The organism is Streptomyces sp. NPDC001890 (assembly GCF_042891445.1).
Lineage (GTDB): Bacteria > Actinomycetota > Actinomycetes > Streptomycetales > Streptomycetaceae > Streptomyces.
Genome location: NZ_JBIATE010000005.1, coordinates 229,049 through 251,491, shown reverse-complemented (window position 1 = coordinate 251,491; position 22,443 = coordinate 229,049). Strand labels below are relative to the sequence as shown.

Below are 22,443 nucleotides of genomic sequence, written 5' to 3'. Positions count from 1 at the left end.
GGCGGGGTGTCAGGAAGCCGCGAGCGGGCGGATCGCGGTCGGTGCGTGGGACGGGTCCGTCGCGATGTCCTCGAACTCGTTGACGGAGGCGATGTCCGTACCGCTCATCGCGATGTTCGTGACGCGCTCCAGGATCGCCTCGACGACCACCGGCACCCGGAACTCCGCAGCCAGCTTCTTGGCCTCCTCGAAGGCTGGCAGCAGCTGGTCCGGCTCGGTGACCCGGATGGCCTTGCAACCCAGACCCTCGACGACCTTGACGTGGTCGACGCCGTACACGCCGAGCTCCGGCGAGTTGAGGTTCTCGAACTCCAGGTTGACCTGGAAGTCGATGTCGAAGTTGCGCTGCGCCTGGCGGATCAGCCCCAGGTAGGAGTTGTTCACCAGGACGTGGACGTACGGGATGCGGTGCTGCGCGCCGACGGCCAGCTCCTCCAGCATGAACTGGAAGTCGTAGTCGCCGGAGAGCGCCACGACGGAACCGTCCGGGTCGGCCGTGGCGACGCCCAGCGCGGCCGGGATCGTCCAGCCGAGCGGGCCCGCCTGGCCGCAGTTGATCCAGTGGCGCGGGCGGTAGACGTGCAGCATCTGCGCGCCGGCGATCTGGGAGAGGCCGATCGTGGTGACGTACCGGGTCTCGGGGCCGAACGCCCGGTTCATCTCCTCGTACACCCGCTGCGGCTTCAGCGGCACGTTGTCGAAGTGCGTACGGCGCTGGAGGGTCGCCTTGCGCTCCTGGGTGGAGGCGGCCCACTGCGAGCGGTCCTTGAGCTTCCCGGCCGCCTTCAGTTCGCGCGCCACCTCGACGAACAGCTCCAGCGCCGCCTTGGCGTCGGAGGCGATGCCGAGGTCGGGGGCGAAGATCTTGCCGAGCTGGGTGGGCTCGATGTCGACGTGGACGAACTTCCGGCCCTTGGTGTAGACGTCCAGCTTGCCGGTGTGGCGGTTGGCCCAGCGGTTGCCGATGCCGAGGACGAAGTCGGACTCCAGGAAGTTCGCGTTGCCGTAGCGGTGCGAGGTCTGCAGACCGACCATGCCCGCGTTCAGCTCGTGGTCGTCGGCGATGATGCCCCAGCCCATCAGGGTCGGGACGACCGGGACGCCGGTCAGCTCGGCGAATTCGACGAGGAGCTCGGAGGCGTCGGCGTTGATGATGCCGCCGCCCGCGACGAGCAGCGGCCGCTCGGACTCGTTGAGCAGCTCCAGGGCGCGCTCGATCTGCTTGCGGGTCGCGGCGGGCTTGTGCACCGGCAGCGGCTCGTACAGATCGGGGTCGAACTCGATCTCGGTGAGCTGGACGTCGATGGGCAGGTCGATGAGGACCGGACCGGGACGGCCGCTGCGCATCAGGTGGAAGGCCCGCTGGAAGACGCCGGGGACCTGCGCGGCCTCCAGGACGGTCGTCGCGGCCTTGGTGACGGGCGCCGCGATCGAGGCGATGTCGACCGCCTGGAAGTCCTCCTTGTGGAGCACGGCGGTCGGGGCCTGGCCGGTGATGCAGAGGATCGGGATGGAGTCGGCGATGGCGGAGTAGAGGCCGGTGATCATGTCGGTGCCGGCCGGCCCCGACGTGCCGATGCACACGCCGATGTTGCCCGGACGCGCCCGGGTGTAGCCCTCCGCCATGTGGGAGGCGCCCTCGACGTGACGGGCCAGCGTGTGATGAACCCCGCCGGAGGCCTTGAGGGCCGCGTAGAAGGGGTTGATCGCCGCGCCCGGCACACCGAACGCGTTGCTGACGCCTTCGCGCTTGAGGATCTCAACTGCCGCTCGGGCAGCGGTCATTCGAGGCATTGAGTGCTCCTGCTCGGACCTGGTGGAGTCGGGCTCTGTCGCGCCACCTGAGAGCACCAATTCCGCATTACGGAAAACTGATTCTGTGATACGGAAGTAAATCTAAGGCGCGCCCCGTCGACCGTCAAGAGAGGGCGCACACGGCAAGGAGACGGCGTGCACCGCGGGGGACGGCGCACCCGGCCGCCGGTGCGCCCGCCCGTCCGGGAAGTACGCCAAGTCCCTCCCCAGGACGTCGCTCTTGGTGGACGATGGGGTTCGGAGCGGAGCCGGCCCGTCGTGGCCGGTGCGGGCGCGTTCCGGTGCGCCGGGGAGGCGCCCGGGGCCGGTGGGAGAACGCCGGCGGGAGAGCGCCGGAGGGAGATCATGGTGGAGTCGGTGCCGGTACGCTGTCCGGCCTGCCGCCGCGACCACGCGTACAGCCCGCCCGCCTACCCCTGTCCGTGCGGGGCGCCGACCGCCCCGCCCTTGCTGCCCGGCGCCCGTGCCGTGCCGATCACCCACCGCACCTGGAACGACGACTGGGTGACAGTGCGCTGTCCCGCCTGCGGGCGCCGGGACCAGTGGCCGCAGCCGGAGCTGTGCTGCCCGTGCGGGACGGTGCTGCGCGTCCCGGTCCGGCCGGTGGCGGCACCCGGGGACGGGCCCCCGCCGGCCGGCCCCTCGCACATCCCGCTGCCGCGCACGGCCCCGGCGCCCCGTCCCGCGTTCCGCGCCGTCGCCATCCACAGCGCGGGCGACGCGCTGGCGACCGCGGCCCGGTATCTGAGCTGGCTGGGCTACCGCGAAGTGGTGCGGTCCCCCAAGCCCTCCCCCGCGCGGATCGATCTGCGGGCCACCGGGCTGATGGCCCAGGTCGACACGGCCGGCCGGCCGACCACCCTGCGCGATGTCGAGTGCCTCTGGCTGCACGCGCTCGGCGCGTCGGTCACCGGGGTCCTCTTCTCGCTCACGGGGTACGCGCCGGACGCCGCGGCGCGCGCCGAGGGCCTGGGCCTGCCGCTCTTCGTGATCGACCCGGCGGGCACACCTCGGCCGGTCAACAGCCCGGCCGACGAACTGCTCAGCACCGGGGCCTGAGCGGCATACCGGGCGGTGCGCCAGGCGACATACTGGCGGCATGCGCATCCGTACCGCCCGCCGCACCGACCTCCCGCTGATCCAGGACATCGAGCGTGCCGCCGGCGAACCGTTCCGCACACTCGGCATGTCCGCCGTCGCGGACGACGACCCTCCGGCGCTCGGGCTGCTGGACGACTACCGCAGGGCCGGCCGGGCCTGGGTCGCCACGGACCCGGACGACCACCCGGTCGGCTATCTGATCGCCGACCCGGTCGACGGGGCCGCCCACATCGAGCAGGTCTCCGTGCACCCGTCCGCCGCGCGGCGCGGCCTGGGCAGCGCGCTCATCGACCATCTCGCCGGCTGGGCAGGCGCGCAGGGCCTGGGCGCGCTCACGCTCACGACCTTCTCCCACGTCCCCTGGAACGCGCCGTATTACGCCCGCCTCGGCTTCCGCACCCTTGACGGAACCGAACTCACCGACGGGCTGCGGAAGATCAGGGCGCAGGAGGCCGAACACGGCCTGGACCACTGGCCGAGGGTCTGCATGCGGCGCGAGATCCCGCACTCCGGGCACCTCCGGCAGCTCACCGGAGCCGACCGGCAACAGTGAGTGCAATCGGTCACGTTCAGGCCAGGGGGCCACAAATGTTCGGCTCGTTGTCAGTGGCGGGCCTTAAGGTGGTGCGCATGGCATTAACTCCACGGAACACACCTGACGACCGGCCGCGCAGGACCCGGCCGACGCCCCCGTCCGCCGCGCGGGCGAACGAGGCGATACGGGCGTTCGTGGACGCGCGCGCCGGCCAGGACTGGTCCTCGGTGGAGTCCGCCGCCTACGAGGTGCTGCTGATCGAATGGGCGGCCGCGACCCGGGGCGGCACCGGCGACATCATCGAGGCCGCCTGACCGCGCCCGGGGCGATCCGGTCCTACTGCCCGTAGCCCTCCCGCAGTTCGATCTTCCGGACCTTCCCGCTGACCGTCATCGGGAAGGTCTCCAGGATCCGCAGCAGCCGCGGGATCTTGTAGTGCGCCAACTGCTCGCGGCAGTAGTCCGTCACCTCGTCCAGGGTCGGCGGCTCGGCCGGGTCCCTCGGGATCACACAGGCCAGGATCTCCTCGCCGTAGGTCTCGTCCGGTACGCCCACGACCTGCACATCCGCGATCTTCGGGTGGCCGTAGAGGAACTCCTCGATCTCCCGCGGATACACGTTCTCGCCACCGCGGATGATCATGTCCTTGATCCGGCCGACGATCTGTACGTAGCCGTCCTCCCGCATCACCGCGAGGTCGCCGGTGTGCATCCAGCGGCCGGCGTCGATGACCTCGGCGGTCCGGTCGGGCTGGTCCCAGTACCCCAGCATCACGCTGTAGCCGCGGGTGCACAGTTCGCCCGCCCGGCCGCGCTCCAGCGTCACCCCGCTCACCGGGTCGACGACCTTGACCTCGATGTGCGGCATCACCCGGCCGACGGTTCCGGTGCGGCGCTCCAGGTCGTCGTCGCGGCGGGTCTGGGTGGAGACCGGCGAGGTCTCCGTCATGCCGTAGCAGATGGACACCTCGTCCATGTGCATCTCGGCGACGACCCGCTTCATCACCTCGACCGGGCAGGGTGATCCGGCCATGATGCCGGTGCGCAGCGAGGAGAGGTCGTACGAGGCGAAGTCCGGCAGGTTCAGCTCGGCGATGAACATGGTGGGGACGCCGTAGAGCGAGGTGCAGCGTTCCTGCTGCACGGCGGCGAGCACGGCGGCGGCTTCGAAGGCGGGGGCCGGGATCACGATGCAGGCACCGTGCGAGGTGATGCCGAGGTTCCCCATGACCATGCCGAAGCAGTGGTAGAAGGGGACCGGCAGGCAGACCCGGTCCGCTTCCGTGTAGGCGACCAGCTCCCCCACGAAGTAGCCGTTGTTGAGGATGTTGTGGTGGGAGAGGGTGGCACCCTTGGGAAAGCCGGTGGTGCCGGAGGTGTACTGGATGTTGATCGGGTCGTCGCAAGACAACTCGGCCTCTCGGGCGGCGAGTTGTCCGGCTGTCACGGAACCGGCGGCGGCCAGCAGTTCGTCCCAGGTCGGGTCGCCGATGAAGTGCACGGCGCGCAGCGCGGGGCAGTCGGCGCGGACCTGGCCGACCAGGGCGCGGTAGTCGCTGGTGCGGTGCGAGAGCGAGGAGACCAGGAGCGAGATCCCGGCCTGCTTCAGCACGTACGCCAGCTCGTGCGCGCGGTACGCCGGGTTGATGTTGACCATGATGGCGCCGATGCGGGCGGTGGCGTACTGCACCAGCACCCACTCCGGGCAGTTGATCGCCCAGATCCCGACCCGGTCCCCCTTGGCCACCCCCGACGCCATCAGGGCGCGGGCCAGTTCGTCGACCGCCGCGCCGAATTCGGTGTAGGTCCAGCGCCGCCCGGAGGAGACGTCCACCAGTGCCTCGCGGTCGCCGAACGCCTCGATGGCGCGGTCGAGATTGCGTCCTATGGTGTCGCCGAGGAGCGCCGTGGTGCCGGTGCCGTGCGCGTAGGAAAGCCCGGTCATCGCAGATCCCCCTCGGTGTACTCGGTGCCGGTGCCCTTGGCGGTGCGCTCGCGGAGTTCGATGCGGCGGATCTTGCCGGAGACGGTCTTGGGCAGGTCCGCGAACTCCAGCCTGCGGATCCGCTTGTACGGGGCGAGGACCGCCCGGGAGTGCTCGAACAGCGCCTTCGCCGTCTCCTCGCCGGGCTCCCAGCCCTCGGCGAGCACCACGTACGCCTTGGGAACGGAGAGGCGGACCGGGTCGGGGGCGGGGACGACCGCCGCCTCGGCGACCGCCTCGTGCTCCAGCAGGGCGCTCTCCAGCTCGAACGGCGAGATCTTGTAGTCGGAGGCCTTGAACACGTCGTCGGCGCGCCCCACGTAGGTGATGTAGCCGTCCGCGTCGCGCGAGCCGATGTCGCCGGTGCGGTAGTAGCCGCCCGCCATGGCCTCGGCCGTGCGGTCCGGGTCGCCGTGGTAGCCGGTCATCAGACCCACCGGGCGGCCGGACAGATCGAGGGAGATCTCGCCCTCGGCCGCGCCGGGCTCACCGGTGACCGGGTCCAGGAGCTCGACCTTGAAACCGGGGCTGGGCCGCCCCATCGAACCGGCCTTCAGCAGCTGGCCCGGGGTGTTGGCGACCTGGACGGCGGTCTCGGTCTGCCCGAAGCCGTCCCGGATGGTGACGCCCCAGGTGCGCCGCACCGTCTCGATGACCTCCGGGTTCAGCGGCTCACCGGCCGCGACGACCTCGCGCGGCGGGGTCTTCAGCTGGGAGAGGTCGGCCTGGATCAGCATCCGCCAGACGGTCGGCGGGGCGCAGAAGCTGGTGACGCCCGAGCGGTCCATCTCGGCCATCAGCCGGCCCGCGTCGAAGCGGGTGTAGTTGAAGATGAAGACGGTCGCCTCGGCGCTCCACGGCGCGAAGAGGTTCGACCAGGCGTGCTTGGCCCAGCCGGGCGAGGAGATGTTGAGGTGGACGTCCCCGGGCTTGAGGCCGATCCAGTACATCGTCGACAAGTGGCCCACGGGGTAGGACACATGGGTGTGCTCGACGAGCTTGGGGCTGGCGGTCGTGCCGGAGGTGAAGTAGAGCATCAGCGGCTCGTCGGCGTCGGTCTCCCGGTCCGCCTCGAAGGTGTCCGGCTGCTCGTCGGCCCCGGTGTACGACAGCCAGCCGGGGACCTCGGCGCCGACCGCGATCCGGGTGTAGTCGCCGGGCACCTCGTCGAACTTCGCGGCGTCGGTGTCCCGGACCAGGACGTGGCGGACCCGGCCGCGCTCCACCCGGTCGCGCAGGTCGACCGGGCCGAGGAGCGGGGTGGCGGGGATGACCACGGCGCGCAGCTTCATCGCGGCGAGGGCGGTCTCCCACAGCTCGACCTGGTTGCCGAGCATGACGAGGATCCGGTCCCCGGGGCGCACGCCCCGGGCGCGCAGCCAGTTCGCGGCCTGGTTGGAGCGGGCGGACATCCGGGCGAAGGACACCTCGGTGCGGCTGCCGTCCTCCTCCACGATGTGCAGGGCGGTGCGGTCGTTGTTCTCGGCGATGGCGTCGAACCAGTCGAGCGCCCAGTTGAAATGGTCGGTCCTGGGCCAGCTGAAGCCCTCGTACGCCGCTTGGTAGTCCTCGCGGTGCTTCAGCAGAAAGTCCCGGGCGGCCCGGAACGTCTCCGTCGCACTGGTTGCCGACATGTGCCCTCCTCATTGCGGACCGGACCGGTCACTTAACATCATGTAAACAGTGACCCAGGTCTCACCACCCCCGAACGGGGGTGCATCGAGGGGGTGGCCGAGCCCCCCGGAGCCAGGGCAGGAAGGCGTCAGCGTGCCGGAATCCGTCGATGCGGTCGAGATGCAGGCGGCGTTGCTGCGGCTGCGCCGGACCAGTGGGCTGCCGGTGGCCTTCGGCGGGCTGCTCGCCGATGCCCGTCATGCCCGGATCGCCGAGCTGAACGGGGCGCAGACCAGCGTGCTGCGCGGGCTCGTCATCTCGGCGGGCAGCGGGCTCGGCGGCAAGGCGATCGCGCTGTCCCGGCCGTGCGCGGTGACCGACTACCACTCCTCTCGCCACATCAGCCACGAGTACGACCTGGCGGTCGCGGAGGAGGGTCTGCGCTCGGTGGTCGCGGTCCCGGTCGTGGTGCGGCGCAGGGTGCGCGGGGTGCTGTACGGGGCGCTGCGCGAGCCGATCACGCTCGGGGACCGCACGTTCGACGCGGCGGTCGCCGCCGCCCGCGACGTGGAACAGGCGCTGGTGGTGCGGGACGAGGTGCAGCAGCTGCTGTCCGTGACCCGGGAGCAGGTCACGGACCCGAGGGCGGCCCCGGAGGCGTGGGAGGACGTCCGCGAGGCCCATCGCGAGCTCCGGGCCCTGGTCCCGAAGGTCGTCGACCCGGCACTGCGCGACGAGCTGCTCGCGGTGTGCGGGCTGCTGGCCTCGGCGGCCGGGGCCCGGACGGCCAAGCCCTCCGGGGTGCAGCTGGCGCCGCGCGAGCTGGACGTGCTGGCCTGCGTGGCGGCGGGGGCGACCAACGCGGTGGCGGCGGAGCGGCTCGGGCTGCGGCCGGAGACGGTGAAGGGCTATCTGCGTTCGGCGATGCGCAAGCTGGGGGCGCACACCCGGCTTCAGGCGGTGGTGGCGGCCCGGCGCGCGGGGCTGCTGCCGTGAGGGATGTCCCGCACGGCCCGGATCACCGCACCTCTCATCGCGTGCCTCACCGCGTGCCTCGGTCCCCGAAGTCGATGAACGTCGCGAACCGGATGTCGTGCCCGTCGCTGCCGCCCGCCGACGGCGCCATGACGGAGAGCATCCGTACGGCCTCCTCCGCGACCGCGTCGCGCTCCGCCCGGCTCAGGGTGCCGAGCGGCTGCACGGTGAGCGCCGCCGCCCCGGAGCCCGGACGCCCGCTGCCCTCGCCCAGCCGCCAGACCGCCGCGAGGAACCCGTCGACGAGCACCGTGCCGTACGACTGGTTGCCGTTGCCGTTGCGCCCGTGGAACGGCGGCGGGATCACGCGCGTCCGGTCCGCGTGGCCGAGCAGCACATTGTCGAACTCGGGCAGGAAGCGCGGCGGGGCCGGGGTGTCCTCGTCCGGGCGCGGGGCGTCCGGCAGGTCGAAGAGCTCGGTCCCGTTCTCGTCCCGGAAGGTCATGAGCTGCGGCCGCAGCCGCTCGAACACTTCCCGCAGCCGGGTCAGCCCGGCCCAGCTCTGCATGTCCTTCACCGAGGCCGGCCCGAAGGCACCGAGGTAGCGCAGCACCGCGGCATCGGGCGCCGAGGCCGGCTGTGATGGGGTGCCGAGCCAGTGCTCGGCGGTGGTCAGCGCGACCTGGCCGCTCCTGCCCCACACCCCGCGCGGGGTGACCTGGACCAGCGGCAGCAGGCAGCGGGCGGCCACGCCCAGGGACTGCGGGTCCGCGTCGGGCCACTCGGCGTGCAGCGCCTCGCGGATCTCCTTGAGCGTACGGGGCCGTTCCTCGACGAACTTCCTGGCGAGCGACCGGAGCCGGTCCCGGTCCACCCCGACGAGCCCCTTGCGGAAGCTGTTGAGCTCCCGGTCGCGGGCCGGCTGGACCAGCGGGCGCAGGGTGAGCGCGTCGGCGGCGGTGTGCAGGTGGATGGTGGAGCGCAGGGTGACGATGCGGACCACCTCGCGGGACTCCATCAGCTCGGCGAGCTCGGCCGGGTCGAAGCCGTCGAGGCGGGCGTGGAGCTGGTAGTAGGGCGGTCTGGTGTTCTGTGCCTGAAGGCCGACCAGGTGCTCCACGGCGTCCTTCGCGGACATCGCGGTGCGGCGCAGCAGCAACTGCCGCTCCAGCGTGGCGCGGTTCAGCGCGCGGGGGGACAGTACGGCGGGTGCGGCGGGGTTCGTTCTGACGGCCATGGCCGCACGCTACGCGCCCTTGCGGACAGGTGCGGTCCTCATCGGGGAACGGGGCCTGTGGCCGGCGCGGCCGGGAGTCCCGGGCGAGCAGCTGTCGCCGCCCGCCCGCCGGGGACCGGGCACGGCCCTCTAGAAACGCCCGCTGCCGGCGCCGCCGTCGGTGAGGATGAGCTGCTGGAGATCGCGCAGGGCGGTGCCGGGTTCGAGGCCGAGCTCGTCCTGGAACACCCGGCGCGCGCGCTGGTAGACGTCGAGGGCCTCGGCCCGGCGGCCGGATTCGACAAGCGCGGTCATCTCTTTCTCCCAGAGCCCTTCCCGCAGCGGATTGCCGTCGCGCAGGGCGCGGAGTTCCGCGAGAGTGGCGATGTGGCCACCGATCCGGTGGCTGGCGTCGATGCGCAGTTCCGCCGCGGCGAGGCGGGCCTCTTCGAGCCGTTCGGCCTCGGTGCGGACGGTGGGCGAGACCGGGACGTCCTCCATGGCGGGGCCGCGCCAGAGTTCGAGGGCGCTGCCCAGGACGGTGAACGACTTCTCGTAGGCGCCCGAGGCGAACAGTGCCTGGCCCTCGGCATGGAGGGCCTCGAAACGACAGGCGTCCAGTCGTGCCGGGTCGAAGACCAGCCGGTAGCCGGGGGCCTTGGTGACCAGCACCGTGCGGTCCAGGTCACCGAGTTGGCGGCGCAGCCGCATCACATACTGCTGGACCAGATTGCGCTGGTCCCGTTGTGGATGCGAACCGGGACTCCACAGCTCTTCGACCAGCCGATCGATGGATATGGTCCGGCCGGCGGCAGCGAGCAGCACTGCGAGGAGTATCCGGACCTTCGGTCCTCCCGCGGACTTCCACGTCAATCCATCGAGTATCTCCAACGCCCCGAGAACCCGAAAATCACACATTCTTCGCCCCCCATGACGAGCGTGAGGGGCCGACGGCCGAGCATTCCGGAATCGCGTCACTCGTCCCACTCGAACCCCACGCCATCCCGCCTCCATCCTTGCAACCGGACCACCGTCCGGGCGACCCCCCTGGGGAATATGGCAAGAAGTCGACGACACCTGTCGCCGTTCGGGGCCGCACGCCGGCGCGTAGCCGGGGACGCGCGGGTCGGCATGCCGACACCGTCGGCGCACGGGCCCGTGCGCCGACGGCAGCTCATGAGACGACCGGAGGCGGTCAGTCGGCCAGGATCGCGCTCTCGCTCTCCCGTGCGGGCGGGACGTCGGGCGCACCGCCCGCGGAGGCGTCGGCGGCCGGCCGCCGTCCCGGAAGGAAGAAGGCCGGGAGCAGGGCGAGGGCGGTGAAGAGCATCGCCCACCAGAACGGCGCGCCGAAGGATTCAGCCAGACCTCGGGCGACCGTCCCGCCGGGCTCCACCTGACCGAGGGAGTGCACGTTCGCGGGCAGTTCGTCCTTCAGCTGCTGCTGGAGCACGACGGCGAGGATCGTGGTGCCCAGGGAGGCACCGACCCGCTGGAAGACGTTGAACGCACTGGTCGCGCTCGGCGCGGTCTCCTTCGGAACGCTCGCGAAGGCGATCGTCATGGTCGGCATCATCGAGGCGCCCAGGCCGAAGCCACGGACCACCAGGGTGGCGCCCAGGAGCAGTTGATCCGGGTGGGCGTCGATGAGCGCGTACGGGACGGTGCCGACCAGGGCCAGCACGATGCCGATGATGGTCAGGTTGCGGACACCGAGCCGGGCGGTGAGCGCGTTCATCAGGACGATCGCCAGCAGGTAGCCCAGGCTCTGCGGGAGGAGGAGCAGCGCGGAATTCAGCACGCTGGTGCCCCGCACGACCTGGTAGTACATCGGCAACGGGATCAGCACGCCGTACATCGCCATGCTCATCAGGAAACCGGCCAGGGTGCCGGACCTGAAGTCGGGGACCTTGAACAGCCGCAGGTCCAGCAGGCCCTCCGTGCGGATGCGCAGCGCCCGCACGCCGAAGGCGACCAGCAGCACCGCGCCGGCCACCAGGCCGCCGATCACCTTGCCGGACCCGAAGCCACCGGCCGAGCCGGCCTCGGAGAGTCCGTAGACGAGCAGGGCCAGGCCGGGCAGCAGCAGCACCAGGCCGGTCAGGTCGAGCCGGGCTCCGGCCGAGGGGGCGACGACGTTCTTCACCTTGGCCAGCACGAGCGCGATGGTCACGACGCAGAACGGGACGTTGATGAAGAAGATCCAGCGCCAGCTGAGGTGGTCGATGAGCACGCCGCCGAGCGAGGGGCCGATCAGCGGGGCGAACAGGGCAGGGATGGTGACGATGGACATCAGCCTGCCGAGCCGTTTGGGCCCCGCCGCCTGGGCGAGCAGCGCCTGGCCCACCGGGACCGCCAGGCCGCCGCCGATGCCCTGGATCACCCGGAAGATGATCAGGCTGGACGCGGACCAGGCCAGTCCGGAGAGCAACGAGCCGACCAGGAAGACGACCTGCGAGAAGATGACCGTCTGCTTCGCGCCGAACCGGGCCGTGGCCCAGCCACTCATCGGGATCGCCGCGGTGATGGCCAGCAGGTACCCGGTCACCACCCATTGAACGGTGGCGAGGTCGGAGTCGAACACCTTGGCGAGCGGCCCGATGGCGACGTTGATGATCGTCGCGTCCAGCAGGCTGGCGAAGCCGCCCAAGGCCATGATGCCGCTCAGCCACCAGAGTTCTGGAGTCACACGGTCGGACCCAGCAGCCTCGACCGGAGCCTTTTTCGCTTTCACAACTGGCCTTCCCTCGTGGACCTTGCCCTGGAGCGCCATGCTTCCACAACACCTGTCATCTGTGCAACAGGTGTTGGATAGAGCGCTCCGGGTGTGTCCGAAGGGCTCCCGTCAGGCCGCGGCGTGCAGCTGCTCCGCGATCCGGGCAAGCACGTGCCGGCCCGATTCCGCCAGGAAGAAGTGGCCGCCGGGCACCTGTGAGAGCTGGAACCGGGCCGTGGTCTCGGCGCCCCAGCCGGCCATCGCCGCCGCGGTGGCCATCGGGTCGGCGGCTCCCGCGAATCCCCGGATCGGCACGGTCAGCCGCTCACCCGGCCGCTTGCGGTATCCGGCCGCCATCGCCAGGTCGGCCCGCAGTGCCGGGAGCACCCGCGCCACCAGCCCCGGCCGGGCCAGCACACTCCCGGGCGTGCCGCCGGTGCGCCGCAGCCACTCGGTCAGTTCGGCGTCCGAACCGCTCCATTCCGGCTGCGGACGCAGCACGTCCGGTGCGACGCCGGCCCCGACGAACAGCCCGAGCGGCTGCCGCGACCGGGGCGAGCGTGCCAGTTCGTGCGCCAGGGCGAGACCGACGACGCTGCCCACGCTGTGCCCGTAGAGGGCGTACGGACCGTCCAGATACGGCTCCAGTACGACGGCGAGGCGTTCGGCCAGGGACCGCGCATCGTCGAACGGCGCCTCCCCGAACCGCTGTTCACGTCCGGGCGGCCGCACGGCGAGGACCTCCACCCCCAAGTCCGGCCCCGCGTTCAGCCAGTCGCGGTAGACCCCGGCGCCGCCGCCCGCGTACGGCAGGCAGATCAACCGGACCCGCCCCGCCGCACCCTGGCCGGGCAGCTGCCGGAGCCAGGGATTCCGTGTTCCGTCCGTCCTCGCCCGCGTCCCCGCCGCCATCCGGCCGCCCCTCCCTGTCCGGGTACCGACACCGTCACCGACAGGACGGTCTCCTCCCGAGCGTTCCACCCGCCCGCACCGCCGGAACAGCGGCGGACGAGCAGGCCGAGCGGCGGGCCGGTACGACCTGACCGGTCGGGTACCTCGATGAGAGCCGCCACAGGCCATCACAGGAGCAGTCCGTTCGAGGGGTAACAGCACCGGCGCACCGGGTGAGACTCGACCCGCGAACGTCAACTTCCTGTGCTGAAGGGTGGATCATGAGACCAAGTTCCGGAGGGACGGCGGTCCGCCTGGCGCGGCTGTCCCGGCACTGCGACGAACGATTCCTCTTCGTCCCCATGGATCACTCGGTGGCGGACGGTCCCATCGTCCCCGCCGCACGGTTCAACGGACTCGTCCGCACGGCCGTCGAGGGCGGCGCCGACGCCGTCGTGGTGCACAAGGGGCGAGCGGCGAGCATCGAGGCGGGCCTGCTGCGGAACTGCTCCCTGGTCGTGCACCTGAGCGCCAGCACGGCGCACGCCCGCGACGCGGATGCCAAGGTGCTGGTCGGCGATGTCGAGGAGGCCGTCCGGCTGGGCGCCGACGCGGTGAGCGTGCAGGTGAACATCGGCTCCGAGACCGAGAGCCGCCAGCTGGCCGACCTCGGTTCGGTGGCCGACGCCTGCCGGCGCTGGAACGTACCGCTGCTGGCCATGGTGTATCCCCGCGGTCCGCGGATCGCCGATCCGCACGATCCGGCGCTGCTCTCCCACGTCGTCAACGTGGCCGCCGACCTCGGCGCCGACCTGGTGAAGACGACCTGGGCGACGCCGCTGGAGCGGCTGGCGGACGTCGTGGAGAGCTGCCCGATACCGGTGCTGGCGGCAGGCGGTCCGAGCAATCCCGGTGTCGATCCGGTCGCGTACGCCACCGGGGTGATGGCGGCCGGCTGCGCCGGTCTGGCCATCGGCCGCACCTTCTTCGAGAGCAGCTCGCCCGCCCGCGTGATCCGCGCGCTCTCGGCCGTGGTCCACCAGGCCCCGGCCGGCGCCGAACACGACTCCCTGCCCGCGGACCCGCTCGACCCGGCCCGGCCCGTACCGGTCCGTTGAGCGGGACAGGCCGCGGGCATCGCGCAGCATCCGGCCCCCGGCCGGCCCACCGCCTCGGACAACCACCGACGGAGACACCCCATGTATGAAGAGACCCGCGAGTTCATCCTGACCGTGATCAGGGACGTGATCAACCTCCCGCTGCCCGCCGAGATCGAGGACGACCTGCCGCTCGGCGAAGAGGGCCTGGGCCTGGAATCGCTCGCCACGATCGAGCTGGTGCTCCAGCTGGAGGGCCGGTACGGCATCGAGCTGCCCGAGGAAGAGCTCGACCCCGCCCTCGTCCCGGACCTCGGCGCCTTCGTGCGGACCGTGGTCGACCGGCGCACGGCGACGGCGGAAAGCGTGGCCCGGTGATCACGGAAGCGGAGCTCGTCCGGCTCCTGGAGGACAGCGGCCTGCCGCTCGGCGAGTGGGACAGCGGCACCGAACTGGTCCTCGACTCACTGGCGTTCACCTGGCTGATCCATCTCCTGGAGGAACGCCACGGGATCCTCGTCGCGGAGGAGGACGAGGAAACGCTGGGCGCGAGCGACTCCGTCGGAGCGCTGCACCGCAACGTGCTCCGGCTGCGGTCCGCCAAAACCGGCCGGGAGGAGGCCGGCCGTGCCTCATGAGGTGGCGATCACCGGCTACGGAGTCCTGACGGCCTTCGGATTCGGCGCCGACGCCCTGCGCCGCGGCGTCTTCGGGGGCAGGCCCGGCTTCGTCCCCGTCAGCCGCTTCGACCCGACGCCCTTCCACGCCGGCCGGGCCGCCACCTTCGAGGGCGCCGGGCCGGAGATTCCGGGCGTCGTGGTCAAGCCCGGCTACACACCGACCCAGGCCGAGGTGCTGCACGCCTGCACCGCGGAAGCGCTCCGGGTCGCGGGCACCGACGCCCTCGGCGCCCCCGTCCTGCTGGGCACCAACGGCGACCACTCGGCGGCCCGGACGTTCTGGACGGACCAGGCCGAGGGCCGCGACAGCACCGACCCGCGCGTCCTGGACAGCCTGCCGGCGGCACTGCCCCGGCGGATCGGCGAGGCATTCGGCCTGGGCTCCCCGCGCCTGGCCTTCGTCAACGCCTGCGTCGCCTCGACCAACAGCATCGCGTACGGCGCCGAGCTGATCCGGCGGGGCTCGGCCGACACCGTGGTCTGCGGCGGCGCGTATCTGGTCACCGAGGACGTCTTCGCCAAGTTCGACTCCGGCCGGGCGCTCAGCAAGGAGGGCGTGGTGCGCCCGTTCGCCGCGGGCCGGGCCGGTCTGCTCCAGGGCGACGGCGCCGCGGTCCTGGTGCTGGAGTCCGTCGAACACGCACGGGCCCGCGGCGCCGAGGTGCTGGCCGAACTGGCCGGCTGGGGCATGGCGGCCGACGCGTACCACGTGGTCAAACCGCACCCGCGCGGCGAGGGCCTGGCACGGGCCGCGAACGCCGCGCTCCGCCGGGCGGGGCTGGCGCCGAAGGACATCGGCTACGTCAACGCGCACGGGACGGGCACCCCTCTGAACGACGTGGCGGAGACGGCCGCGCTGCACGGCGTCTTCGGCGAACACGCGCCCCGCGTACCGGTCAGCTCGACCAAGAGCAGCACCGGTCACATGCTGGAGGCCACCGGCGCCGTGGAGGCGGTGATCACTCTGCTCGCGCTGCGCGACGGCGTGCTGCCGCCCACGATCGGCTACCAGGAGCCGGACCCCGCCTGCGACCTGGACTACGTCCCGAACCGGGCCCGGCCCGCCGAGGTCACCCACGCGCTCTCGCTCAACGCCGCGTTCGGCGGGGTCAACGCCGCACTCGTGCTGAAGCGGGTGTGAGCGCGGTGACCGGCCGCCGGCGCCCGTTCCGTCACAGCTCCACGGGAGGAACCAGATGACGATGCCGCTCGTACAGCCGATGGCCGTCGTGGCCGGGGCCTGCCGGGCGCCCTGGGGAGCGGCCGCCGACGGCCTGCCCGGTGCGGCACCGGTCGAGCTGCCCAACGTCCCCGGCTTCGTGACCTCGCGGTTCAGTCCGCTGGTCGCCGCGGCCGTGGACGCCTGCCTGGGCGGACCGCAGGACGACTCAGGCCCGGTGGCAGGACGCGGCGAGCGGACCGCGATCGTGCTCGCCACCGCCTGCGGGGACATCACCACGACGGACACCGCCACCCGGCGCATGGTCGCCGGGCAGGTGCACAGCCCACTGCTCTTCTTCCAGTCGGTGACGACCTCGGTGCTCGGTCACGTCAGCAAGCGCTACGGCATCACCGGCCCGGTCAGCTGCGTCTCGGACGGCGGGGAACTCGCTCCGCGGGCACTGGAGCTGGCCGGGGTCATGCTGGAGGACGACTGGCTCGACCAGGTGCTGCTGATCGGCGTCGACATCGCGGCCGCCGAGCGCGTCGGCTGGGTGCGCGACCACCTGGACGGGGCGTACCCCCTGGGCCCGCTGCCGCAAGGGGACGCCGTCGTCGCACTGCTGCTCCGGCGCGGCCCGGACGCCGACGGGCCCTCGCCGGCCCCGCCCCCCGCCGCACCCCTGCCGGCCGAGTACGGCTGGCTGGCCCCGCTGGTCGCGCTCTGCCCGGCGGCCGGGCCGCGGCCCACCGTCTGATCCCCCGTCCGATCCCCCGACCACTCAACCGCACAAGGAGCGTCCCGTGGAAAGAATCAGCTTCGGCGCCTTCCTGTCACCACTCCACCCGCTGGGCGAGGACCCGGCACTGAGCCTCTGGCGCGACCTCGAACTCGCCGAGTGGCTCGACCAGTTGGGCTACGAAGAGCTCTGGGTCGGCGAACATCACTCGGCCGGCTGGGGGACGATCTCCTCGCCCGAGCTGTTCATCGCCACCGCGGCCGAGCGGACCCGGCGCATCCGGCTCGGCACCGGGGTCGTCAGCCTCCCCTACCACCACCCGTTCATGGTGGCCTCGCGGGCCGTGCAGCTCGACCATCTGACCGGCGGGCGCTTCACCCTCGGGGTCGGCGCGGGCTCGATCCCGTCCGACATGCACTTCCTGGGCATCGACCCCGCGGACACCCGCCGTCGCACCGCCGAGTCGCTGGACGTGATCCACCGCCTGCTCACCGGCGACGAACCGGTCACCCGGGTCACCGACTGGTTCGAACTGCACGACGCCCGGCTGCAGTTGCGTCCGCGCCGGGCCTCCGGCCCGCCGCTGGCGGTCTCCAGCGCCGTCTCCCCGTTCGGCATGCGGCTGGCCGGACAGTACGGTGCCGCCCCGCTCTCCTTCGGCGTCCCGCCCCGGCCGGGCTCCTCCGTCGACGACCTGGCCGCCCAGTGGCAGCACGCCGTGGATTCGGCGGCCGAGCACGGACGCACGATCGACCGGGCCGACTGGCGGGTCGCCCTGTCGGTGCACGTCGCGGACAGCCGCGAGCAGGCGCTCGACGACCTCGTCGACGGCTGGATGCGCTACCGCAACGAGTACTGGGCGCTGCTCGGCACACCGCCGGTGCACTCGCGGACGGAGGCCCGAAAGGCCCTGGCCGAGCTGATCGACCGGCGCAGCACGATCGTCGGCTCGGTCGACGAGTGCATCGACGCGGTACGCGACGTGCAGGAGGCGACCGGCGGATTCGGCCGGCTGCTGGTGAACGTCCTGGACTGGGCGGACCGGGAGGCGATGAAGCGCAGCTTCGAGCTGTTCGCCCGCTTCGTGGCGCCCCGGTTCAACGGCTCGCTGGACGGCGTCACGGCGTCGTACGGGTGGGTCGCCGAGCAGGCCCGCGCCCAGCGCGCCGCCGCCCGGTAGCGGCGGCCTTGTGAACGCGCTGTCCCGCCCGTGCTCCGGAGCACGGGCGGGACAGCGCGTTCACGGGGTCAGCCACCGTACCGGGCCACCAGTTCCCGCTTGAGGACCTTGCCGCTGGGGCCGAGCGGCAGCGCGTCCACGAACTCCACCCGGCGCGGGTACTTGTACGCCGCCATCCGCTCCCTGCTCCAGTCGACGAGCCGCGCCCCGAGGGCGGCGCCGGGAGACGATCCGGGACCGGCGACGACCACGGCGCAGACCTCCTCGCCGTGGCGCGGGTCCGGCACACCCACGACGGCCACCTGGGCGACGGCGGGATGGCGCATCAGCACCTCCTCGATCTCCCGGGGGTACACGTTGTACCCGTTGCGCAGCACCATGTCCTTCTTGCGGTCCACGACGCTGAGGTAGCCGTCCTCGTCCTTGACGCCGAGGTCGCCGGAGCGGAACCAGCCGTCCACCAGCACTTCGGCGGTGGCCCCGGGCCGGTTGAGGTAGCCGGCCATCACGTTGTGCCCCCGGATCACGATCTCGCCGACCTCCCCGGCCGGCAGCATCTCGATCCGGCCCTCGACATCGGCCCTGGCGATCTCCACGTCGACGCCCCAGACCGGTTTGCCGACGGTTCCGGGGCGCGGGGGCCAGGCACGCTGGTTGTAGGCGACCACGGGCGAGGTCTCGGTGAGTCCGTAGCCTTCGTACACGGTGCAGCCGAAGGTCTGCTGGAACTCCTCCAGGATCGTCACGGGAAGTGCCGATCCCCCCGAGAACGCCCGGTCCAGGGCGGGCCGGCGCGGGTCGCGCGCGGCAGCGTCGAGCAGGGCCATGTACATCGTCGGGACGCCCATGAACACCGTGCAGCGGCGGCGCACCATCAGGTCCAGCGTCCCTGCCGCGTCGAAACCGGACGTCAGCACCATCGTCGCGCCGGCCCGGAAGCAGACACCCATGCCGCAGATCTGGCCGAAGGTGTGGAACAGCGGCAGGACGGCGAGCAGGACGTCGTCGGCCGTGAAGTCGAACGGGGAGAGCATCGTCACGCCGATGTTCATCGTGACGTTGAGATGGGTGAGCATGGCGCCCTTGGGACGTCCGGTGGTGCCCGAGGTGTAGAGCACCACCGCCAGGTCGTCGGGCCGGCGCGGCAGGAAGTGGGCGAGCGGGGCGGCCGGTTCCGCGAGCGCGTCCAGCCGGGACCCCCGCGGCCCCTCCTCGTCGAGGACGGTGAGAACCGGCACTCCGGCCATCTCGGCGCCCTTGCGGCCTTCTTCCAGCAGTGGCCCGGCACAGACCAGCACACCGGCGCCGCAGTCGCCCAGGACGTACGCGATCTCGTCGGCCTTGAGCAGGGTGTGCACCGGCACCACGACCGCCCCGATCGCCAGGGCCCCGTAGTACGCCATCGGGAAGTGCTCCGTGTTGGGCAGCAGCAGCGCCACCCGGTCGCCCGGACCCACCCCCCGGTCGGCCAGCACGGTCGCGTACTTCCTTGCCTGGTACCAGAGTTGAGCATATGTCAGCTCATGATCGCCGAGGATCAGCGCCGGATGGTCCGGTCGCCGTGCCGCGGACTCGGCGAGGACCGCCGCCACCGAGAGAGACATCAGGACTCCGTTCGTCGATCGTTGCCCGGCGACCGCCGCCGGGTCAGCCAAAGGCGTCGGCGCCGGCCGGACGGGGGTGACCCGTCCGGCCGGCGCCGACGTGTGGAGCACCGCACGGGCCCGGCGGGCCGCGGAGCGGGTCAGCGCCCGGCCCGCTCCTGCGCGCGCGGGATGCCGAGGTCCCGCCAGATGCCGTCGACCGCCTCGGCGAACTTCTCCACGTCGCCCGTGGTGTGGGTGGCGGACGGGGCGACCCGGAGTATCTCCTCGCCGGCCCGCACGCTCGGCGCGTTGATCGGCTGGACGTAGATCCCGTGCCGCTCCAGCAGCAGGGCGGATGCCTGCCGGCACAGGCCGTCGTCGCCGACGAAGACGGACACGATGTGCGACTGGTCCGAGACGAACGGGATGTCCCGCTCCTTGAGCAGCCGGTGCAGCAGACCGGCGTTGGCCGCGAGCCGGGTGCGCTCGCGCTCGGAGGAGCGCAGGTGCTGGACGGCCGCGAGGGCGCCCGCGGCGGTGGCCGGCGGGATGGAGGTGGTGAAGATGAAGCCGCGGGAGAAGTTGCGGACGGCGTCGATCAGCGCGGCGGGACCGGCGATGTAGCCGCCGGCGGTGCCGAAGCCCTTGGCCAGGGTGCCCATGACCACGGTGAACTCGTCGGCGATGCCTTCGCGGGCGGCGATGCCCGCGCCCTGCGGGCCGTACATGCCGACCGCGTGCACCTCGTCGATGAAGGTGGTCGCCCCGTGACGGCGGGCCAGGGCGGCCGTCTCGGCGAGCGGCGCGATGTCGCCGGACATCGAGTACACCGACTCCAGCACGATCAGCTTGGGCCGCTCCGGGTCCGCGGCGGCCAGCAGTTCCTCCAGGTGCGCCATGTCGTTGTGGCGGAAGATCCGCTTCTCGGCCCCGGAGTGGCGCAGCCCGTCGATGATCGAGGCGTGGTTCAGCTCGTCGGAAAAGACGAGGGTGCCGGGCGCCCGGCCCGCCAGCACGGTCAGCGCGCCGTCGTTGGCCGTGAAGCCGGAGGGGAAGATCAGCGCTTCCTCCTTTCCGTGCAGCGCCGCCAGTTCGTTCTCCAGCAGGACGTGGTAGTGGTTGGTGCCACCGATGTTGCGGGAGCCGCCGGATCCGGCGCCGAAGGCGTCGACGGCGTTCTTCATGGCTTCCAGGACGAACGGGTTCTGGCCCATGCCCAGGTAGTCGTTGCTGCACCAGACGCTGATCTCCACGTCGGTGCCGTCCTGCCCCTGCCGCGCCACGGCACTCGGAAACCGGCCGGCGCGTCGGCCGATCTCCAGGAACTCCCGGCGCCGGGCGCCGAATTCCTCCATCTCGCGCGCGAAGAAGTCCAGGTGCTTGTTCATCGGGTCAACTCACTCTCCGTGTAGGGAGCCGGTACGGATTCACGCAACCGAAGCCGCGGTTTGTCGGGCTTGCCCGAGGCGTTCAGCGGCAGTTCGTCCAGCAGCAGCACCGCCTCGGGCACGTGCAGGGGGGACAGGGCCGTGCCGATGCGCGAGCGGACGTCCTCGACGGTGACCCGCGCACCCGGCCGGGGCACGATCGCGGCATGCAGATGCTCGACGTTGTCCAGGTCACGGACGCCGTACACGGCGGCCTGCGCCACCCCGGGCACCGCCAGCAGCTCGCGTTCGACGACGGCCGGGTAGACCTTGACGCCGTCGGTCTTGACGACGTCCGCGGCCCGGTCCAGCAGATGCAGGTATCCGCGCTCGTCGAAGCGGCCGATGTCGCCGGTGCGGTACCAGCCGTCGCGCAGCACCCGGGCGCTGAGCGCGGGGTCCGACCAGTAGCCGGCCATCACGTGCGGCGAGCGCACCCAGACCTCGCCCACCGTCCCGGCGGTCAGTTCCCGTTCGGTGTCCGGGTCGCGGATCGTGACCTCCACCTCGGGGAACGGACGGCCCACCGTGTTCAGCAGGCCCGGGTCCTGGTGGTCGCCGGGATCGAGCAGGGTGATCCGGCCGCCCTCGCTGGTGCCGTAGCCCTGCACCAGAACGGGGCCGAACACCTTGTTCGCCTCCGCGATCCGGGCCGGGGCGGCGGCGCTGCCGCTGTAGATCAGCTGACGCAGCGAGCCGAGGTCGTGGTCCTTCGTCCGGGCGTGGTCGAGGAGTTGGTAGAGGTGAGTGGTGGCCAGGAAGGTCCGGGTGATCCGGTGCTCGGCGACGGTCCGCAGCACCGCGTCCGCGTCCAGTTCCTCGTGCAGGTGGACGGCGCCGCCCGCGGCGAGCACCGCGTCGGCCATCGGCCCGACGGTGTGGCTGAGCGGGGTGGTGACCAGCAGCCTGGCCTTGTCTCCTTCGCCGATCGACGCGCCGGTGGCCGACACCACGCTGTCCCAGGCACGGGCCGGCAGGCTGATGCCCTTGGGCCGCCCGGTGCTGCCGCTGGTGAACGCGATCAGCGCCAGCGCCTCCGGCTCCCAGACCGCGGCCGCCGTGTCCCGCGCCCCGGTGGCCGGCGGGACGAACCCTGCCCCGTGCACACCGGAACCGGTGACGGCGATCCGGCCGCGCGCCCGGTCGGCGAGCAGCAGGGCGCGCTCCGCGTGCTCCTGGTCCGTGAACAGCACGGTGGCGGAGGTGTCCAGCAGGATGCGCAGCTGGGCTTCGGCGGACAGTACGTGGGAGGTGTCTCCGGGGTTGGTGGAGCGCAGGTAGCAGACCGCGCCGCCGAGCAGATGGGCCGCGTAGCGTACGGCGAGCATGTCCGGGCTGTTGGGCGCGACCAGGACGGCGACCACGCGGCCGGGCCCCACGCCCAGCTCCCCGAGGGTGCGGGCGGCGCCGGTGACCGTGCGGGCGAACTCCCCCGCCGGGACGGGCCGCCCCCGCCAGTGCACGGCGGTGCGGTCGGGGTCGGCGTCGAGCGCGGACATGATGCGGGCCGCGTAGCCCAGGTGCCGGCTCCACCAGCCGTCCGGAACAACCATGGTGACCTCGATTCGGTGGGCGACTGCTTCTGGACCGGGCGTCGCGGTCCTCCGCGGCGCCAGGCCAGCATTCCGGCGCCGAAGGAGGGCGAGAAGATTCGGACGGCCTGCCCGATCGGGCGGCCGACCAGGGCGCACTTCCCGGTGGTGGAGGGTGTCGCCGCAGGTCAGGG

20 protein-coding genes are annotated in these 22,443 nt (G+C 72.0%); 10 read left to right on the top strand and 10 right to left on the bottom strand.

Features of this window, described 5'->3' with window-relative positions:
- Nucleotides 1-9 precede the first annotated feature (9 nt).
- The gene (gcl, locus tag ACFYY1_RS17590) at nucleotides 10-1,785 is read right to left on the bottom strand and encodes a glyoxylate carboligase (protein ID WP_388585997.1); all 1,776 of its coding nucleotides are present in this window, start codon (nucleotides 1,783-1,785) and stop codon (nucleotides 10-12) included.
- 378 nt (nucleotides 1,786-2,163) lie between these two features.
- Between gcl and ACFYY1_RS17585 the strand changes: the two genes are divergently transcribed.
- From ACFYY1_RS17585 to ACFYY1_RS17575, 3 genes are all read left to right on the top strand, one after another.
- Entirely contained in the window at nucleotides 2,164-2,874 is a 711-nt protein-coding gene (locus ACFYY1_RS17585; RefSeq protein ID WP_388586278.1) for a hypothetical protein, read from the top strand.
- A gap of 40 nt (nucleotides 2,875-2,914) precedes the next feature.
- The gene (locus ACFYY1_RS17580) at nucleotides 2,915-3,469 is read left to right on the top strand and encodes a GNAT family N-acetyltransferase (protein WP_388585994.1); all 555 of its coding nucleotides are present in this window, start codon (nucleotides 2,915-2,917) and stop codon (nucleotides 3,467-3,469) included.
- Nucleotides 3,470-3,546: 77 nt separating this feature from the next.
- Nucleotides 3,547-3,765, top strand: coding sequence for a hypothetical protein (locus ACFYY1_RS17575; protein ID WP_388585992.1), 219 nt, complete (start codon nucleotides 3,547-3,549; stop codon nucleotides 3,763-3,765).
- Nucleotides 3,766-3,787: 22 nt separating this feature from the next.
- Here ACFYY1_RS17575 and ACFYY1_RS17570 read toward each other — a convergent pair whose 3' ends face one another.
- Nucleotides 3,788-5,395 (bottom strand): AMP-binding protein, encoded by a 1,608-nt coding sequence (locus tag ACFYY1_RS17570; protein WP_388585990.1) that lies wholly within the window; start codon nucleotides 5,393-5,395, stop codon nucleotides 3,788-3,790.
- Complete coding sequence (locus ACFYY1_RS17565; RefSeq protein WP_388585988.1) at nucleotides 5,392-7,068, bottom strand: AMP-binding protein; 1,677 nt, start codon at nucleotides 7,066-7,068, stop codon at nucleotides 5,392-5,394. The genes ACFYY1_RS17570 and ACFYY1_RS17565 overlap by 4 nt, the downstream gene beginning before the upstream one ends.
- A gap of 133 nt (nucleotides 7,069-7,201) precedes the next feature.
- Between ACFYY1_RS17565 and ACFYY1_RS17560 the strand changes: the two genes are divergently transcribed.
- Nucleotides 7,202-8,044: a response regulator transcription factor gene (locus ACFYY1_RS17560; RefSeq protein WP_388585986.1), complete on the top strand. Its 843-nt coding sequence runs from the start codon at nucleotides 7,202-7,204 to the stop codon at nucleotides 8,042-8,044.
- 46 nt (nucleotides 8,045-8,090) lie between these two features.
- Here the strand turns inward: ACFYY1_RS17560 and ACFYY1_RS17555 are convergent, their stop codons facing one another.
- From ACFYY1_RS17555 to ACFYY1_RS17540, 4 genes are all read right to left on the bottom strand, one after another.
- A complete protein-coding gene (locus ACFYY1_RS17555) occupies nucleotides 8,091-9,260 on the bottom strand; it encodes a winged helix DNA-binding domain-containing protein (RefSeq protein ID WP_388585983.1) in 1,170 nt (389 codons plus the stop codon).
- A gap of 129 nt (nucleotides 9,261-9,389) precedes the next feature.
- On the bottom strand, nucleotides 9,390-10,112 hold the full coding sequence (locus ACFYY1_RS17550) for a BTAD domain-containing putative transcriptional regulator (protein WP_388585981.1): 723 nt from the start codon (nucleotides 10,110-10,112) through the stop codon (nucleotides 9,390-9,392).
- A 322-nt stretch (nucleotides 10,113-10,434) separates the two neighbouring features.
- The gene (locus ACFYY1_RS17545; protein WP_388585977.1) at nucleotides 10,435-11,928 is read right to left on the bottom strand and encodes an MDR family MFS transporter; all 1,494 of its coding nucleotides are present in this window, start codon (nucleotides 11,926-11,928) and stop codon (nucleotides 10,435-10,437) included.
- A gap of 156 nt (nucleotides 11,929-12,084) precedes the next feature.
- Complete coding sequence (locus ACFYY1_RS17540) at nucleotides 12,085-12,867, bottom strand: thioesterase II family protein (protein ID WP_388585974.1); 783 nt, start codon at nucleotides 12,865-12,867, stop codon at nucleotides 12,085-12,087.
- A 260-nt stretch (nucleotides 12,868-13,127) separates the two neighbouring features.
- On the opposite strand from ACFYY1_RS17540, the gene ACFYY1_RS17535 reads away from it, so the two are divergent.
- From ACFYY1_RS17535 to ACFYY1_RS17510, 6 genes are all read left to right on the top strand, one after another.
- Complete coding sequence (locus ACFYY1_RS17535) at nucleotides 13,128-13,964, top strand: 2-amino-3,7-dideoxy-D-threo-hept-6-ulosonate synthase (RefSeq protein ID WP_388585972.1); 837 nt, start codon at nucleotides 13,128-13,130, stop codon at nucleotides 13,962-13,964.
- An 81-nt stretch (nucleotides 13,965-14,045) separates the two neighbouring features.
- Nucleotides 14,046-14,321: an acyl carrier protein gene (locus ACFYY1_RS17530; protein ID WP_388585970.1), complete on the top strand. Its 276-nt coding sequence runs from the start codon at nucleotides 14,046-14,048 to the stop codon at nucleotides 14,319-14,321.
- Nucleotides 14,318-14,581, top strand: a complete 264-nt coding sequence (locus ACFYY1_RS17525; protein ID WP_388585969.1) for a hypothetical protein — start codon at nucleotides 14,318-14,320, stop codon at nucleotides 14,579-14,581. The genes ACFYY1_RS17530 and ACFYY1_RS17525 overlap by 4 nt, the downstream gene beginning before the upstream one ends.
- Nucleotides 14,571-15,764: a beta-ketoacyl-[acyl-carrier-protein] synthase family protein gene (locus tag ACFYY1_RS17520; RefSeq protein WP_388585966.1), complete on the top strand. Its 1,194-nt coding sequence runs from the start codon at nucleotides 14,571-14,573 to the stop codon at nucleotides 15,762-15,764. Before ACFYY1_RS17525 ends, ACFYY1_RS17520 begins: the two co-directional genes overlap by 11 nt.
- 55 nt (nucleotides 15,765-15,819) lie before the next feature.
- Nucleotides 15,820-16,542 (top strand): ketosynthase, encoded by a 723-nt coding sequence (locus tag ACFYY1_RS17515; RefSeq protein ID WP_388585965.1) that lies wholly within the window; start codon nucleotides 15,820-15,822, stop codon nucleotides 16,540-16,542.
- Between the two features lie 46 nt (nucleotides 16,543-16,588).
- Entirely contained in the window at nucleotides 16,589-17,704 is a 1,116-nt protein-coding gene (locus tag ACFYY1_RS17510; protein WP_388585962.1) for an LLM class flavin-dependent oxidoreductase, read from the top strand.
- A 68-nt stretch (nucleotides 17,705-17,772) separates the two neighbouring features.
- Here the strand turns inward: ACFYY1_RS17510 and ACFYY1_RS17505 are convergent, their stop codons facing one another.
- The 3 genes from ACFYY1_RS17505 to ACFYY1_RS17495 form a co-directional block, all read right to left on the bottom strand.
- On the bottom strand, nucleotides 17,773-19,308 hold the full coding sequence (locus ACFYY1_RS17505) for a long-chain fatty acid--CoA ligase (protein ID WP_388585960.1): 1,536 nt from the start codon (nucleotides 19,306-19,308) through the stop codon (nucleotides 17,773-17,775).
- Between the two features lie 140 nt (nucleotides 19,309-19,448).
- Nucleotides 19,449-20,678 (bottom strand): 5-aminolevulinate synthase, encoded by a 1,230-nt coding sequence (gene hemA, locus ACFYY1_RS17500; RefSeq protein ID WP_388585958.1) that lies wholly within the window; start codon nucleotides 20,676-20,678, stop codon nucleotides 19,449-19,451.
- The gene (locus tag ACFYY1_RS17495) at nucleotides 20,675-22,270 is read right to left on the bottom strand and encodes a class I adenylate-forming enzyme family protein (protein ID WP_388585956.1); all 1,596 of its coding nucleotides are present in this window, start codon (nucleotides 22,268-22,270) and stop codon (nucleotides 20,675-20,677) included. The genes hemA and ACFYY1_RS17495 overlap by 4 nt, the downstream gene beginning before the upstream one ends.
- Nucleotides 22,271-22,443: the final 173 nt, after the last annotated feature.

Coding starts and splice junctions, on each gene's coding strand:
- ACFYY1_RS17515 (WP_388585965.1), top strand. CDS start 15,820: ATGACGATGCCGCTCGTACAGCCGATGGCCGTCGTGGCCGGGGCCTGC.
- ACFYY1_RS17540 (WP_388585974.1), bottom strand. CDS start 12,867: ATGGCGGCGGGGACGCGGGCGAGGACGGACGGAACACGGAATCCCTGG.
- gcl (WP_388585997.1), bottom strand. CDS start 1,785: ATGACCGCTGCCCGAGCGGCAGTTGAGATCCTCAAGCGCGAAGGCGTC.
- ACFYY1_RS17580 (WP_388585994.1), top strand. CDS start 2,915: ATGCGCATCCGTACCGCCCGCCGCACCGACCTCCCGCTGATCCAGGAC.
- ACFYY1_RS17555 (WP_388585983.1), bottom strand. CDS start 9,260: ATGGCCGTCAGAACGAACCCCGCCGCACCCGCCGTACTGTCCCCCCGC.
- ACFYY1_RS17575 (WP_388585992.1), top strand. CDS start 3,547: ATGGCATTAACTCCACGGAACACACCTGACGACCGGCCGCGCAGGACC.
- hemA (WP_388585958.1), bottom strand. CDS start 20,678: ATGAACAAGCACCTGGACTTCTTCGCGCGCGAGATGGAGGAATTCGGC.
- ACFYY1_RS17530 (WP_388585970.1), top strand. CDS start 14,046: ATGTATGAAGAGACCCGCGAGTTCATCCTGACCGTGATCAGGGACGTG.
- ACFYY1_RS17570 (WP_388585990.1), bottom strand. CDS start 5,395: ATGACCGGGCTTTCCTACGCGCACGGCACCGGCACCACGGCGCTCCTC.
- ACFYY1_RS17505 (WP_388585960.1), bottom strand. CDS start 19,308: ATGTCTCTCTCGGTGGCGGCGGTCCTCGCCGAGTCCGCGGCACGGCGA.
- ACFYY1_RS17565 (WP_388585988.1), bottom strand. CDS start 7,068: ATGTCGGCAACCAGTGCGACGGAGACGTTCCGGGCCGCCCGGGACTTT.
- ACFYY1_RS17535 (WP_388585972.1), top strand. CDS start 13,128: ATGAGACCAAGTTCCGGAGGGACGGCGGTCCGCCTGGCGCGGCTGTCC.
- ACFYY1_RS17495 (WP_388585956.1), bottom strand. CDS start 22,270: ATGGTTGTTCCGGACGGCTGGTGGAGCCGGCACCTGGGCTACGCGGCC.